10 protein-coding genes are annotated in these 16240 nt (G+C 35.9%); 6 read left to right on the top strand and 4 right to left on the bottom strand.

From position 1 onward, the window contains the following. The first annotated feature begins 23 nt into the window (after positions 1-23). A complete protein-coding gene (locus tag ACFSAH_RS05170) occupies positions 24-5402 on the top strand; it encodes a T9SS type A sorting domain-containing protein (protein WP_379661640.1) in 5379 nt (1792 codons plus the stop codon). A 59-nt stretch (positions 5403-5461) separates the two neighbouring features. On the opposite strand, the gene bshA is transcribed toward ACFSAH_RS05170, so the two are convergent. The 3 genes from bshA to ACFSAH_RS05155 form a co-directional block, all read right to left on the bottom strand. Continuing rightward, positions 5462-6592, bottom strand: coding sequence for an N-acetyl-alpha-D-glucosaminyl L-malate synthase BshA (gene bshA, locus ACFSAH_RS05165; RefSeq protein ID WP_379661639.1), 1131 nt, complete (start codon positions 6590-6592; stop codon positions 5462-5464). Positions 6593-6745: 153 nt separating this feature from the next. Then, the gene (locus ACFSAH_RS05160; RefSeq protein WP_379661638.1) at positions 6746-7324 is read right to left on the bottom strand and encodes a non-canonical purine NTP diphosphatase; all 579 of its coding nucleotides are present in this window, start codon (positions 7322-7324) and stop codon (positions 6746-6748) included. A gap of 58 nt (positions 7325-7382) precedes the next feature. Then, positions 7383-7925, bottom strand: a complete 543-nt coding sequence (locus tag ACFSAH_RS05155) for a hypothetical protein (protein WP_379661637.1) — start codon at positions 7923-7925, stop codon at positions 7383-7385. A 201-nt stretch (positions 7926-8126) separates the two neighbouring features. On the opposite strand from ACFSAH_RS05155, the gene ACFSAH_RS05150 reads away from it, so the two are divergent. From ACFSAH_RS05150 to ACFSAH_RS05130, 5 genes are all read left to right on the top strand, one after another. Continuing rightward, the gene (locus ACFSAH_RS05150) at positions 8127-8993 is read left to right on the top strand and encodes a hypothetical protein (protein ID WP_379661636.1); all 867 of its coding nucleotides are present in this window, start codon (positions 8127-8129) and stop codon (positions 8991-8993) included. Beyond that, entirely contained in the window at positions 8990-10360 is a 1371-nt protein-coding gene (locus ACFSAH_RS05145) for a peptidylprolyl isomerase (protein ID WP_379661635.1), read from the top strand. The genes ACFSAH_RS05150 and ACFSAH_RS05145 overlap by 4 nt, the downstream gene beginning before the upstream one ends. Continuing rightward, complete coding sequence (locus ACFSAH_RS05140; RefSeq protein ID WP_379661634.1) at positions 10353-11318, top strand: AAA family ATPase; 966 nt, start codon at positions 10353-10355, stop codon at positions 11316-11318. The genes ACFSAH_RS05145 and ACFSAH_RS05140 overlap by 8 nt, the downstream gene beginning before the upstream one ends. 123 nt (positions 11319-11441) lie before the next feature. Then, complete coding sequence (locus ACFSAH_RS05135) at positions 11442-13796, top strand: TonB-dependent receptor plug domain-containing protein (protein WP_379661633.1); 2355 nt, start codon at positions 11442-11444, stop codon at positions 13794-13796. Position 13797: 1 nt separating this feature from the next. Next, positions 13798-14646 (top strand): DUF4249 family protein, encoded by an 849-nt coding sequence (locus ACFSAH_RS05130; RefSeq protein ID WP_379661632.1) that lies wholly within the window; start codon positions 13798-13800, stop codon positions 14644-14646. A gap of 186 nt (positions 14647-14832) precedes the next feature. Here the strand turns inward: ACFSAH_RS05130 and ACFSAH_RS05125 are convergent, their stop codons facing one another. Then, on the bottom strand, positions 14833-16062 hold the full coding sequence (locus ACFSAH_RS05125; protein ID WP_379661631.1) for a hypothetical protein: 1230 nt from the start codon (positions 16060-16062) through the stop codon (positions 14833-14835). Positions 16063-16240 lie beyond the last annotated feature (178 nt).

Here is a 16240-nt window from a genome sequence, read left to right as displayed (position 1 = left end):
ACCTCAATCAAAAAAATACAATTATGAAAAAACTCTTACCTAAAAAACTTCTGTTTTTTACTATTATTTATGCTCTGTGTTCTTTGGGAGCTAGAGCACAGATTTATGTTGATGCAAGTCGTTCTGACGATACGGGAAATGGCGACACTCCTGGAACAGCAAAAAAAACCATTCAGGCTGCAGTTGATATAGCTTCGCCGAATACCTCCATTATTATAGCCAAAGGCACTTACAACGAAAACATTATCATTAATAAAAATGGCATATCCTTAATTGGCGCAGGATCTGGAGCCAATGGAAATGCAGTACCCGGTATGTTCGATCCGGCAAATCATACGATAATCTCGGGAGGCGGAAACATTGGTGTTTCTATTCAGGGAGCAGTAACAAGCATTTCTATTAAAGATCTTGTTATAACAGGGTTTGTAAAATATGGCGTACAATTCCTAACATCAGGCACTAAAGACATCACAATATCCGGAGTACAATTTCAAAATAATGGTTCTACCGATACTGATGCTGGAATTTATATAAATGGCGGCACAGAAAATGTAAGCATTACAAACTGTAGTTTTGTAGGCAACAAACCGCGTAGTATAACCATTTGGAATGGTTTTAAAAAGGGTATAATTTTAGAAAACAATTACATAGAAATGTCTAATGCAGGCGCATTAGTAGGTATTGATTTACAAAATGGCACTGCATCAGGCGTAAAAGTAAGAAACAACACCATCATCGGAACTGATTATGGTGACAGTGCTATTGGCTTAATTGGCCTCAAATCTGGAGCAGGAGCCAATGTTATATCCAATAATACAATCAACATCGCTAAAAGATTTGGTATTGAAGTAAAAAACCCTGCGGGCACCGGAGAAGATGATGAAAATAGCGATGGTGCTATTATTGTGTCAAATAATAATATAACAAGAAGTGGGAACCTAGGTCCCGAAGCAAGAGATTTAGCAGGCATAGCCGTATTTAGAAGAAGCATTTTACCCAATAACACGGATGAAAATATAGATGTACCTTCCGGTGTAGTTATTAAGGGGAACAATATTAATGGTTTTGTACAAACAAATGGAGGTGCCACCGAAGAAGGATTTGGTATTGTTGCAGAAGGGGTAAGAATAACCATTAAGAATAACAAAGTTTCTGATTGCGATGTTGCAATACAAAGACAAGGAGGCAATCCATCAAACTATTATAAAAATGGTATCGGGCAAGCCGATGCAAATGCTGGCGAAGCAAACCAATCTGCCACTGATAACTATTTCAACAGAGGTAATTCACCTTTTTCTAGTGCTATTGTTATTGCTGAAAACACAACAAATGATGGATTTACCCCTATAACATTTAGAGAACAGTTCCCTATAGCAGGCACTTATTTAAATGATTATCAATACGTATTCAACACCAATTTACGAACAAACTATGCATCAATAGGTCTAGCTGTAGAGGCCGCTGAAGCGGGAAACACCCTACAATTATCCGAAAACACTTTTGATGAATTAGTGACAATTAATAAACCCTTAACCATTGACGGTTTGGATAATACAAAAGCAAAAGTCACTTATACAGGTCCAGCTATAACTACTAATGGTAATGGTATCCCTACTATATTTACCGTAAAAGCTAAAAATGTAACTATAAAAAACATCAGCTTTACCGTCAACTTAGATAAATTACATTCGGCTATTCATTCTTATGATGATGTTAGCGGCATAAACATAATTAATAATAATTTTATAGCTGCAGCCACCGGTCTATTAGTAAGTGGAAAATTAGGATATACCAGACGTAATGCCATAGGAATCAACATAGACCCATATAATAATGAAATAGATTACAAAAACATCAGTGCCGGTATTACAGATATCACCATACAACATAATACCGTACAAGGTTTTATTGATGGGGATATTAGTAAGGGAGGTTTCAGAGGAGGATTTCAGGTCGACAGAGCCAAAAATGTACTGATTGAGGACAATACCGCTCAAACTATTAATCATGATATCATTTGCCGCTTTTTTACAGATGGTGATGTAACTGTTAAAAATAACAAACTCAATGGCGGCGGATTAGAAATGTCAAGTACCAATAGCACCAGCGGCACAGTAACTATTGAAAACAATCAATTTGATGGATCCGCATCTAATGGATATACCTCTCAGGCTCGTTTCCAAACTAATACGAACAACAAAACATTTATCTTAAAGAACAACCAGTTTACCAATACAAAATGGGGAGTTAGTCTGGAGAACTTTAGAAATATCACTATTGATAACAACGAGTTTACACCTTCTGAAGACAATTTCAGATTGATTACAGTAAATACAAAAATGCTTTTATCTATAGATAACGGACAAATTCTTCCAATGGACTTGTATATCAAGTCTAATACATTTAACGGATTAAACACTGCAACTAACGGTAAAGCTATTGCATTTTACAATCATAAGTATGATGCGGCCAACAACTATCTGAACAGCAATATAATACTAGGAGAGCCACAAGCTAAAAACATTTTCAGCAACAATATACCTACGTACATTTACATAGATAATAACAATGGCAGCCTTACAAAAGACGGCAGTAATGTAGGTATGACGGGTTATCCTGAGTACGGAGATAATATTGCAGTAACCACAACTGGCTACTGGACTAAAAATATCAGAGCAGATCAGAACGAGTTTTATGTGGATGGCCAGCTTAGAGTACCTTTTGAAATGACAGCCAGCCAAAGAACCGAACTGGATGGTAAAATATTTGACAAAAAAGATGATGCTAATATAGGCGAAGTCCAATATTATTTACCGGTAAAAAATATAACCACAGACCTTAACTATGCTACAATACAAGATGCTATTGATGCTGCTGTTGACGGAGAAGAGATAAAGGCATTACCAGGCACTTACGCAGAAAAAATCACCGTAAACAAACGATTAACCATTAAGGGGCCTAATGCAGGTATTGAAGGTAAAGGTAGCAGAAGTGCAGAGGCTAAAATTGTACCGAACGCTACAGATTTAGGAGTAAACTCAACCGCAATAGTATCTTTTACAGCTGGAGCTGAAAATAGTACTTTCGATGGTTTTGAAATAAATGGAGACAATTCCACTATTACAAACAACATATTCCCAATAACTTCTGGTGGCGTAAATATTGATGCCGCCTATGGCCTTTCTATAACAGACGTTGGTTCAATTGTCATTAAAAACAATATTATCCAGAATTTTGGAAGTAGCGAAAGTACACCTTCTGCCTATCTTATTGGTGCAAAAACTACTACCCTACCATTATCCGGAATATTAATTACCAATAATTTATTAAAAAACTTAAATCAATCGACTGCTTTTGCATCCATGGATGCTATCTCCTTAGAGAATGATGTATATGCACAGATTATTGCCAACAAATTCACTGATGTAAGAGGCGCCATTCAGTTTGTAAATGCATACCGACCTAATCCGTTAATGGGAACTTTTGATGCTAAAATAGCAGATAATGATATTACATCCTACCGTTTAGGTCTTTATTACAACCTTCAGTACCAAAATGCCTCACCATGGCTGGTACAAAACAACACATTTACCTCTTCTACACCTATAGGAGGAAATACCAGGTATGAAGCAATACGCGTAGAGTCCATACAAAATAAAGTAAATGGTAATATAATTGGCAACACGATTAATGCTGGCAGAATTGATAGAGAAAGCGAAGACAATACATTTTCTACTTATGGTATATCATTTTTTAACAATGTAAATACTACTGGTACTTTTTTAGTAAAAGACAATGATATTACGAATGCCAAATTTGGGGTAGCGTATGGTATTAATGATAATACAACATCATTAACAAGCAATATTAGATTTATTGGAGGTAATATTCATAATGTCACAAATTATATTGCTTATGAAACCTCAGAAATCACTCCCCTTTTCGCAGACATAGACTTACCCAGCACACAATTAGATAGTAAAACAGGAGAAGAGCATTATGATCTAAATGGGAATTTAAATGCTATTTATGCCAAAATCATCGACAAAGATGACAATCCATCGTTAGGTAAAGTAAATCTTATCTTTCCTATTAAGAATACTACACAGGCAACAGCATTCACAACTGTGCAAAAAGCAATAGATGACATACTTACTGTTGATGCCGATGCTATATCAATAAAAAACGATCCAACAGTATATGAGAGTTTGGGTAATGTTAACATCTCCAAGGGGCTTTCATTCGAAGTATCCAACAACACTAATGCTGTTTTAAAATTCAATGATTTCACCACCAATGCACCAGGCAAAGAAATCACCTTTAACAACCCTGTTGATATAGCCGGAGCATTTACACTAACCGCAGGAAAAATAACGCCATCTTCAACAGGGCTTACCCTTAATGGTAGTCTTAATACCGTATCCGGCATCGGCAATTTCGTTAACGGCAAAGTCACTGTAAACAATGTTAGTTCTGATATTCTGCTTCCAGTAGGAAAAAATGATAAAGCGGCATATATTGAATTAGTTGGAGCTAGTGGAACCACATCTTCTTTTACAACCGAATACGCTGCTATAAGCTATAGCGACCTTACCGAGAATGACGATGATTTAGAAAGTGTAAGCGGTAAAGAATACTGGAAATTAGACCGAAATAGTGGAAATATTAACGCCAAAGTAAGACTATACAGCTTTGACTTAACCGCCAGCGGATTAAATACCGCAACCTGGAGCGATATTGTAGTAGCCCATGTAAACCCTACCCTAACTACCTGGGAAAGCTTAAAAAATGATGCTGATATAAATAGCGTATCGAAATATGTAACCACCGAAGCAGCTATTTCCGAATATGGGTATTTTACTTTTGGTGCTATAACCAGAGTACTCCCTGTACAAATAGTTTTCTTTACTGCCAAAGCAGACCATGCAGGAGCCGTATTAAACTGGACTACAAGTTCTGAAACAGCCAATCAGAAGTTTATTATAGAGAAAAGCCTGAATGGTCAATCTTTCTTTAAGCTAACAGAAGTACCAGCCAAAGGAGCAGGAAATTATACTTTTACAGACGCCACATTTGCAAATGCGGCTTATTATAGATTAAGTCAGGTAGATGCAAACGGTAAAACTACCGTATACGATAACCTGATAAAATTTGTCAGTGTTAATAATCCAATGATTACACTGTATCCTAACCCTACAACTTCTTATGTTACCGTATCCTTACCTCAACATGCAAATGTACAGGTAAATGTTACTAACGCCGTTGGTCAGCAAATATTGAGCAAAACAATTTCAGACACCAATTCTTTAACGGTGGATCTATCTAAAGAAAAACCTGGCGTGTACTTTATTCGTTTGAACACGCAGGAAGGCATTACTTATCATAAAGTAATCAAACAGTAGGTTAAAATTTCTATCTAAAAACACAGAGGGCTTCAAGTGAAGCCCTTTGTGTTTTATTATCATTTACTTAATGCTATAACTTTCTGATAATACTTCTCATAAAGAGGAAGAATCAAACTCAGATCAAACTCTTTGGCTCGTTTTAAGGCATTATCCTTAAATTGGTTTAATATATCGTCATCTTTCAGCAGGCTGATCGATTTTTGAGCCATATCTTCTACATCTCCCACATTACTCATATAACCGGTTACCCCATTAATATTTAATTCTGGTAAACCTCCGGCATTGGAAGAAACTACCGGCACCTTACAAGCCATAGCTTCCAGAGCTGCGAGACCAAAACTTTCAGACTCAGACGGCATCAGAAAAAGATCTGAAACGGAAAGAATTTCCTCTATAGCCTCTTGCTTCCCTAAAAAACGAGTATGTTCACAGGTGCCTAAATCACGACTTAAAACTTCGCAATTTACCCGCTCTGGTCCATCACCCACCATTAAAAGCTTTGCGGGGACCTTCTCTAATATTTTCTTAAAAATATAGATAACATCCTGCGTTCTCTTCACCTTTCTGAAATTAGAAGTATGGATAAGTATCCGCTCACCAAACGGGGCAATTGCTTTTTTAAAATGATCTTTGGGTTGCAAACTAAACCTATTGAGATCTATAAAGTTAGGAATAACCTCAATATCTTTGGTAATATCAAAATGACTATAGGTAGACTCTTTTAAATCTTCCGAAACAGCTGTTACACCATCAGACTGGTTAATAGAAAAAGTCACCACCGGTTTATAGGTCAGATCTTTTCCCACCAGCGTAATATCCGTTCCATGAAGGGTGGTTACTACAGGTATTGTTATTCCAAAGGTAGCTAGAATCTGTTTAGCCATAAATGCCGCAGATGCATGTGGTATAGCGTAATGTACATGAAGAATATCTAATTTTTCGAACCTTACCACATCTACCATTTTACTTGATAAGGCTAATTCATAGGGCGCATAATCAAACAAAGGGTAATTGGTTACTGCTACTTCGTGGTAAAAGAGGTTTTCCGAAAAGAAATCAAGACGGGCCGGCTGTCGGTAGGTAATAAAATGCACTTCGTGACCATTATCGGCCAGTGCCTTCCCTAGCTCGGTTGCAACTACTCCACTTCCTCCAAAAGTAGGATAACAAACTATTCCAATCTTCATGAATATCTTTATTGGGTAAAAGCCAAATGTAAATTATATAAAATCGAATTTCAAAACATAAAAGTCAAAAACACAAACGGCTGACATATTGTAGCAAGTTGTATGTTATGAATAGTAAGTTATAAGTTTTGAAACATGAGCTAAAAGCAGATATTATAATGCATTCAGATATTGCAATAGTTTTTCCATTGCTCTGCCTCTGTGGCTAATTTTATTTTTTTCATCAATACTCATTTGTGCAAAAGTCGTCTCAAAACCATCCGGTTTAAATATAGGATCGTAACCAAAACCCTGACTACCTGCTCTTTCCTCTGTTATAGTTCCGTTAACAATACCTTCAAACAACTTTTCTTCACCATCAATAATCAACGAAATAACGGTTCTAAACCGAGCTTTTCTATTCTCTGCTCCTTTAAGCTTTTCTAAAACCAGGTCTATATTTTTTTCAGGATCCCGTCCTCCGGTATACCTTGCAGAATACACTCCAGGTTCGTTATTCAGCGCTTCTATTTCTAAGCCCGTATCATCGCCAAAGCAGTTTTTATTATAGTTTTTATAAACGTAATTACTTTTGATAGATGCATTAGCCTCCAATGTATCCCCATCCTCTACAATATCTTCATGGCAGTTGATTTGATCCAAGCTAATCACCGTAAACTTATCAGTTATTTTAGCCTGTACCTCGTCCGCCTTATTTTGGTTATGGGTAGCAAACACTAATTGGGTTTTCATATAATTACGTGAAATTTAAATATAAAAAGGATATAAACAACTATTAACCAGGGCTTATTTAAAAAGATTTAAGCACCTGCCAATAGGTTCTTTTCTTGTTATCGTCGTTAACCATTTGCCTTAAAGACCATGTCCCTAAAAACTTAACTCCCTCATGTTCCTGTTCTATATTTGATTTCAGACCATGCACATTGAGTATTGCCGGGTTAATACCAAAAGTCAGCATTTTACTGCAAGCAAAAAACGCTCTCAGACTATCAAAATCATAACGATCGTGTCTGGCAATATTCATAATTGCAATATCTTTCAGCTCCAGTTTCTTGGCTGCCAATATTTTAAGCAGAAAAATCAGGTCGGTCTGATTCAAATGTTCCGTTTCAGGATCGTTTACAATCACCAATACATATTGATTATTTTCGCCCATATATTTAAAATCCGGAGCTCCACGCTCTGCAACCTGTTCTGCAGCTACAGAGTTGTCTTCTTGTGGCTGTGGTGCAGCATCAATGGCTTTAGGATGAACGTCTTTATCAAAAACATATATTTCTTCATCAAGCAAAAGACTTAACGCAATGGGGTTATTTGTATTTAAAGCGTCCATAGCTACAAATTTACAGATTATATCAAAGATAGCTGAATTAAAACCATGTGTTTTCTCCAATTACTTCGTAAATAATGGTGCATTTCATGTCTAAATATTGTGTTAAAATAGGTTAAAACGTTGATGTTAAAATAAAAAACAATTTAATTCGCTAAAAATGCCATATTTTAGACTGATTATCTCAGATCTGTGTATAAATAAATGATGCTTTATCGCTTTAGATACTTTTTTTGGACATTAGGTTTTATCCTGAGCTTTAGTTCTTGTAACTACTTCAAGTCATCAGAAAAGCCGCTGGCCAGAGCTTACGACCAATATTTGTATGCTAAAGACCTGGAAGGTATTGTACCAGATAACATACATGGAAACGATAGTGCTGCCATTGTAAAAAACTTTATAGAGCAATGGCAAAAAGACATCACCTTACAAAAGAAGGCCGAAAAGAATGTTGAAATAGACGAACAACATATACAGCAACAGCTGGAGAGTTATAAAAAATCGCTTATCAGGTTCCAGTACGAGCAAGAGCTTATACAACAAAAACTGGACACCAACGTTCTTGAGAAAGAAATCAACGAGTTTTACAGTGAACACAAAGATATTTTTTCACTTAAAAAGCCTATATTAAAGATTTCTTATATTAAATTGCCTTCTCATACGCCCAAACTGGAAATGGTTAAAAAACTAATGGTATCTAAAGATATACGCGATAGAGATTTGCTTGAAAAATACTGTTTCAAATACTCGCCATCGTTTTCACTGGCCGATACCAGCTGGCATTATGCAGATGACCTGGCAAAAATACTCCCCATGAGCAAGCTTGGAGAACATAATTACCAGAGTTTGAACCGTATTTTTCAAATTTCTGAAAATAATACATTATATCTCCTAATTTTGCGAGACTCTAAATTTAAGGATAGCATGTCTCCTCTAACGTTTGAACGAGAGAACATTAAAAGCTTAATCTTAAACCAGAGAAAATTAAAGTTAATAAGCCAGATGGAAAGAGAAGTTTTTCAGGAGGCACAAACAAAGAACGAACTAGAAGTATATCAAAACAATAAATGAAAAAATACTTATTCATAGCATTATTGCTTTTTAGTGGAAGCTTGTTAGCCCAACATATTGTTGTTGACAAGGTGGTTGCGGTTGTTGGTGATAATATTATTCTCAAATCCGAAATAGATCAGCAATATGCACAGTATATATTGCAGGGAACAAAACCTGACCCCTCGATCAAATGTTACCTGATGCAAACCATGCTGAGCCAGAAGTTGCTAACCAAGCAAGCCGCCATAGACTCTATTGTAGTTAACGACGAGGATGTAGACGGTGAGGTAGACAGAAGAATGCGTACCATGATATCCAGAGCAGGTGGCGAAGAAAGATTGGAAGAGTTTTTGGGCCGTCCTGTTATCCTGTACAAGGACGAAATCAGACCAGACATAAGAGAGCAACTGGTTGCACAGAAAATGCAGGCAAAAATTACAGAGAAAGTAGAAGCAACTCCTTTAGATGTAAAAAGATTTTTTGAAGCAATTCCTAAAGATTCGCTTCCTACTTACAATACAGAGGTTGAGGTGGGTGAGATTGTAGTGTACCCTAAATTGACTAAAGCAGAAAAGGAAACCTACAAAGACAAACTGGAAGCCTTAAGATTAAGGATTAAAAACGGAGATAGCTTTGCTACATTAGCCAGGTTATACTCTCAGGATCCGGGATCGGCCAGAGACGGTGGTGAGCTGCCTTTTTTTGACAGACACACTATGGCTAAAGAGTTTACTTCTTGGGCATTTAAATTAAAACCCGGAGAGCTTTCGCCTGTGTTTGAAACAGAATTTGGTTTCCATTTCCTTGAAGTACTCGAACGAAGAGGCGAAAATGTTAGAGCAAGACATATTTTAATAATCCCTGACAGCCCTCCGGCATCGTTGGAAAGAGCTAAAGTAGAAATTGATTCTGTATACCAGCAGGTAGTAGCTAAAAAGCTGGACTTCTCTAATGCCGCTTCATTGTACTCTGGTAATAACGACACCAAATACAATGGTGGAATGATATTAAACTACGAAAGTGCTAACAGAACGACTTATATACCTACAGATAAATTAGAGCCATCTGTTTTCTTAACTGTAGACACTATGAAAGTGGGTACATACTCTAAACCAGATGTTTTTACTGATAACAGAGGTAAAAAAGGTTATAGGTTTTTATACCTGAGATCAAAAATACCGCCTCATACCGCTAATCTGGAACAAGATCTGCCTAAAATAAAAGAAGCAGCATACGAAGATAAAATAAACAAGGTGATAAGCGATTGGTTCGAAAAAAGAAGAAAGGCTACTTATATTAAAATCGACAAGGATTTTTATAGCTGTGATGCGCTTAAAGACTGGTTTACTGAAGACATGAAAGTAACTGCCACTAATAATGACTAAATACACATCTGAAGTAGAAGGTATACAAGCACTGGGACAGGCTTACCAGGATATCAAAAAAGAGATATCCAAAGTCATCGTTGGACAAGACGAGGTGGTTAAATTTGTACTGATCTCTATTTTCAGTAATGGTCATTGTTTATTAATGGGTGTACCCGGTCTGGCTAAAACCTTACTGGTACAAACAGTTTCAAAAGTACTGGATTTAAGCTTTAACAGAATCCAGTTTACCCCAGACTTAATGCCTTCCGACATTATAGGAAGCGAAATTTTAGGCGAAGACAGAAACTTTAAATTCATTAAAGGTCCTGTCTTCGCAAATATTATCCTAGCCGACGAAATCAACAGAACGCCCCCAAAAACACAGGCAGCCTTACTGGAAGCCATGCAGGAAAAATGCGTTACAGCTGCCGGAGTTACCCATCCATTACCTAAACCTTTTTTTGTACTGGCAACACAAAACCCTATTGAGCAGGAAGGAACCTACCCTTTACCAGAAGCACAACTAGATAGGTTTATGTTTAATGTACATTTAGGCTACCCTAGTTTCGAAGAAGAATTAGCCATTGTAAAAAGCACTACTGGTAATCAGGTAGAGCAATTGCAAAAGATAATACATGCAGACGAGATTACCTATTTCCAATCACTGGTAAGAAATATTCCCGTTGCAGAAAATGTAATTGAATATGCCGTACGTTTAGCAGCAAAAACAAGACCTCATACCCCTCTAGCTACAGATTACATTAATAAATACTTAAGTTGGGGTGCCGGCCCCAGGGCCTCTCAAAATCTCGTAATAGGTGCCAAGTGCCACGCAGCTATACATGGAAAATTCTCTCCGGATATAGAAGACGTTCAGGCGGTAGCCACCACCATATTAAGACACCGCCTGGTTAAAAACTACAAAGCAGAAGCCGACGGAATTAGCATAGAAGAGATTATTAAACAGATATTGTAAGACATTACAATATAGTTGGGTCCAATTCTTTTACTTTAATAATGTATTAATATACTCAAAACTAGGTATTGCATACTTCAGATGATAATCAGTAAGTTTGCCTGTTCGTGAAGTACATAAAGCATGTTCATAAAAAAGATATTCTACTTTTTAATCTTTTTACTTAGCCTCTTTTATAATTGTGTTCTTGCCCAGGAAAAGTTTCTGATAAAAGGTCTTATTTTAGATAAACACACTAAAGCACCTATTTCAGGGGCAGTTATTCAGTTCAATGAAAAAGATCAGATTATAGCTAAAAACACTGGCTACTACCATTATAACAGTGCTTCGGAAATTAAATCAATCAAAGTTTATAATTTAGGTTATGATACGTTAAACCTAAGAATCAATATTAAACAAGATTCTGTCTTAGATTTATATTTGAATCCTTTTATAACAACTATGGATGCAGTGCTTGTCACTGCCGCTGGTAAAAAGGAGATTCTTAATGATAACAGGGCCAACTTTCAAACTTTAAATAAAAAAGAGTTATCGCTTACCACAGGGTTTTTAGGGCAAAAAGATGTTTTCAAAGCTATTCGCAGTTTACCGGGAGTGGCCAATGGCGGAGAAGGAAACTCGGGTTTATTTGTAAGAGGAGGAACCGGAGGTCAAAACCTAACTTTATTTAATGATGCCATAATCTATAACCCCATGCATATGTTAGGATTGTTTTCTGTTTTCAATCCTTCCATTACAGAAGACGTCACCCTCTATAAATCCGGAGTACCTTCGGAGCATCCTGGGCGACTATCCGCATTAGTTGACGTAAAGAGCGATAAATCAATCACTAATTCCCCTAAATTCGAAGCAGATGTCAGCCCATTTTCAATAAATACAGGAACCACATTACCTATAACTGATTATTGGAATATAGGGGTTTGGGGCCGAAAAACGTTTATGAATCAAACCGTTTGGCCTGTGATAAATGAACTAAGTAAAAGTTTGTTCCTTAATAAAATGAAATATGACTTTTATGATGTTAATATTTTCTCTAACCTGCGGTTAGGCACAAAAGACGTCATTTATTTTTCAGCATATTCAGGTGGAGATGACTTTGGTTTTGGTATAGGCCATTTTAATATTAATAACTATATCAATTGGGTAAATACGGCGACTTCGTTAAACTGGGTTAAAACTATCAATAATAAAATCACCTTAAATACAACAGGTACATATAGTGGCTATAACTTTAAGTTTGGAATATCGCAGGAACAATATAATGCCAGTATCAAGTCTCATATTCGTGATTTAAGTTATAAAAGCTATTTGAATATCAATTTAAATAGACATCAGTTAAAAGCCGGAGTATATTTAGCAGACCATAAGTATATCCCTAATACCCCATCTGTTCAATCTGCCGATACAGAGATGGATTACGGGACGAAAAATATATATTATGCAGATGAGGGAGCTATATATATTATAGACGATTTTAAATGGAACTCAAAAATAGGTTTAAATGTAGGAATGCGTCTAAATTATTTCAGACACAAGGGACCTTATTCTATTGTAGAAAAAAGTGGGGGAACATTAAATTTCGGAAGAAACGAAACTATAACAGACTATCTTTTTCTAGACCCATCCATATCACTTAATTATCAATTGAATGAAAAGTCGGCACTAAAACTCTCATTCAACAGGAATACACAACCTTTACATTTAATATCAGTTACAGCAGTAAACTTTCCGGCAGATTTCTGGATGCCATCGGTGGGAAATCTTCAACCTGCAAAAGGATATCAGGGAAGTATAGGTTACTATAAAGATATCAACAATAAAAAATACAGTACTTCTTTGTCTATCTTTTACAAGAAGATGTATGGCTTAGCTGAGTTCTCCGGCGGCATTATGAATCTAATAGATAATATGAAGATTGAGGACAATCTTTATTACGGAAACGGAGACTCCTGGGGCACAGAGCTTTTTATAAAAAAGACTAAAGGAAGATTCGGTGGCTGGCTATCTTATACTTTTGCTGTGGCAAACCGACAATTCGATAAAATTAACGAAGGGAAAAGGTTTCCTTTCAAATATGACAGAAGGCATGATATCTCATTAACATGTAATTATAAAATAAACAGATTATGGAGTGCATCTGCTTTATTCACCTTTGCCAGTGGTAACGCATATACAAAACCGGTAAGCAGGTACATGGTGGGAGGTAATTTAGTAAATGAATATGGTTCTTTTAATGGCAGCCGTATGCCTGCTTATCATCGAATGGATATTTCAGCAGGCAGAAAGTTAAAATCATATAAAAGACTGGAAACAGAGCTTTCTATCTCTGTATACAATATATACAACAGACAAAACCCTATGTATATGTTTTATATAGCAGAAGGAGATTTAGCTAAATACACAGTATCTGTACAAGCTAAATCAATAGCACTTTTACCTGTATTGCCCGCTATTAACTATAAAATCTATCTGAAGTAATATGTTGAATCTAAGATTCCTGTATATATTAATATTATTAACACTCCTTCAAGGGTGTAAACAAGAGGATGAAAACAACCTTGCAGACTATAAACCCAAATTTGTTGTTGAGGGCTGGATTGAAGAAGATGGATACCCTTATGTTATTTTAACACATAATCTGCCCTTTTTCGTAACACTAGACTCAGCCCAACTTAGTCAGGCAATAATAAGATGGGCTAAAGTTACGGTTAGTGACGGGATAACTACAGAGATACTTACATCACGAAAGGATGATCGATATTCACCTCCTTATTTATATAAAGGCAATGAAATTAAAGGCGAAAGAAAAAAGAAATACACCCTTAAAGTAGAATATGCCGGAAATATCTTAACAGCAGAAACCAGTATTCCTACTTCAGTAGAAGTAGATGCAATATGGTTTACAGATAAGGAAAATCACAAAAAGCAACTGAATATACGTTTTAACGACCCACCTGAAGAGAAGAATTACTATCGGGTTTATACACGAACACAAAACGACAAGATATTTTACCCTACCTTATTGTCTGTACAGGATGACAAATATTTTAATGGGAAATCGCTTACCTTAAATATTAATAGAGGGATGAAAAACAACTTAACAGTTAAACATGAACCTTATTTTACCAAAGGAGATACAGTATACATTAAGTTTGCAACTATACCCAAAGAAGGCTTTGATTTTTGGAGTAGTTTTAACGATGAAGTTATTAATGCCTCAAACCCATTAATTGGCACTACGGGTAAAATAAGTCATAATATAAATGGGCCGGGAATAGGAATATGGTGTGGTTATGCACCTAAAGTGTATCGTGTTATTGCACAATAAGCAGGTAATGAATTAAGAAGTAAAGCATCAGTTTTATCTCCTTTTGGTTGAGTACCGAAGATTTCTTGTATGATTCAAACATCTTTCAACTCTCCCGTAGTAAAGTTGGGAGAGTTGAAGGATGAAAATTCCGATTGCTGACACAATCCGTTTTCGTCTATAATCTATACTATGATAAAAACGATATTAATCAAATCTTTCGATCAGGCTTTCTAATTCATCTATAATCTTGTTGAATCCATTTTCCACAAAAGCATCTATACTTTGTTTAGACCCATCTTTAAAAACCAACAATGGCTCAACCGATGAATCATCCCAACAATATTCCTGAACTACATATTTATTTTGATTATTATCCCAAATTGAATATGGATAACAATTTCTGTCATCAGACCCTTGAAATTCTACTTTAGCAATTAAAGAGTTATCTCTGGTATTTATAGCAACAAACTGAGCATGTTTATTCCATACCGCAGCTTCTTTCTTTCCTGCACCACTTCCTGAAATACCGTTTATTTCTTTAATGATTTCTTTAATATTAGCTTGTCCCTGAAACTTGTAGTTCATTATTTCAAAAGACGCATTTCCATTCTTTATCAGATTTTCAATATCATCTTCATTATTAAAGTTAGTTACAGTTGCTGTAGACTCGCCAGAAAGGCTTGCGGCTAATAACTGCTTAGCTCCTTTTTTAAGAGCAAAACCAGAATGTACGTTGCTACCATTATTAGTTGTATTGCTTGTTAAAACAAAAGAACCAATAGTTATGCTTACGTTAGCTTTAGTTGGCGTACCATCTGCTTTATACTCATGAGAAGTAGTCCATGTCAATTCGCTTTTTCCATCTACTGTAAGCGTAGCTGTCGAAGTTTTAGGAAACTCCACTCGCTCATCATTAATGGTATAATCTTTATCTTTTACATAAGACAGAGTCAATATAGCATTATTGGTGTTTTTATTTTCGGCAGAAGGGAAACGGAATTCCAACTTACTTGTAGAAGATTCCTCATCCCAATCTGATTTACTGGCATTCCACTTATAAATACCATAAAAATCACTCAACTTATTAACGTCATTATTATTAACTGTAGCTAAAATACCCGCTACATTCTTATTAGCAGCATGGTTACTTATTGCTAAAACATTGCTTAAGCTTTTTATTTCGTTATCAAAAGAGAAACCCAATGTGCTTAAATAATTAAGTGCTTTTATAGAGGGTTCTTCAGGTAAACCATTAAACTCTCTTACAAACTCAAGGCCTGCCTGTTCAAGGTCTTTCTTATGTTCTTCTGTAGTTAAATTAGAGTATCCTAATTCAAAAGGATTATCGTCTTTTTCGTCTTCTTTAGAGCTTTTTTTGCAAGAGGAAATACCTGCTACAAGCATGACTAGTGCTACTAATAATAGTTTTCTCATAAAACAATTTATATTAATTAATGGTAAAGCGCAAAAGTCTTTATTTAGCCTCGCACATACAATACCCATTATAGGGTATTTTACATAAACTTCACTATAATATTGCATTAATACAGGCAGTTATTTTAGGAGAGAAAAGGCTAATTAGTCTATGGTTTATAGTCAATAGTCCATGGCT

The organism is Pseudopedobacter beijingensis (assembly GCF_042678145.1).
Classification (GTDB): Bacteria; Bacteroidota; Bacteroidia; order Sphingobacteriales; family Sphingobacteriaceae; genus Pseudopedobacter; species Pseudopedobacter beijingensis.
Note: the sequence above shows the minus strand (reverse complement) of the source record. Positions and strands in the feature narration are given on the sequence as shown.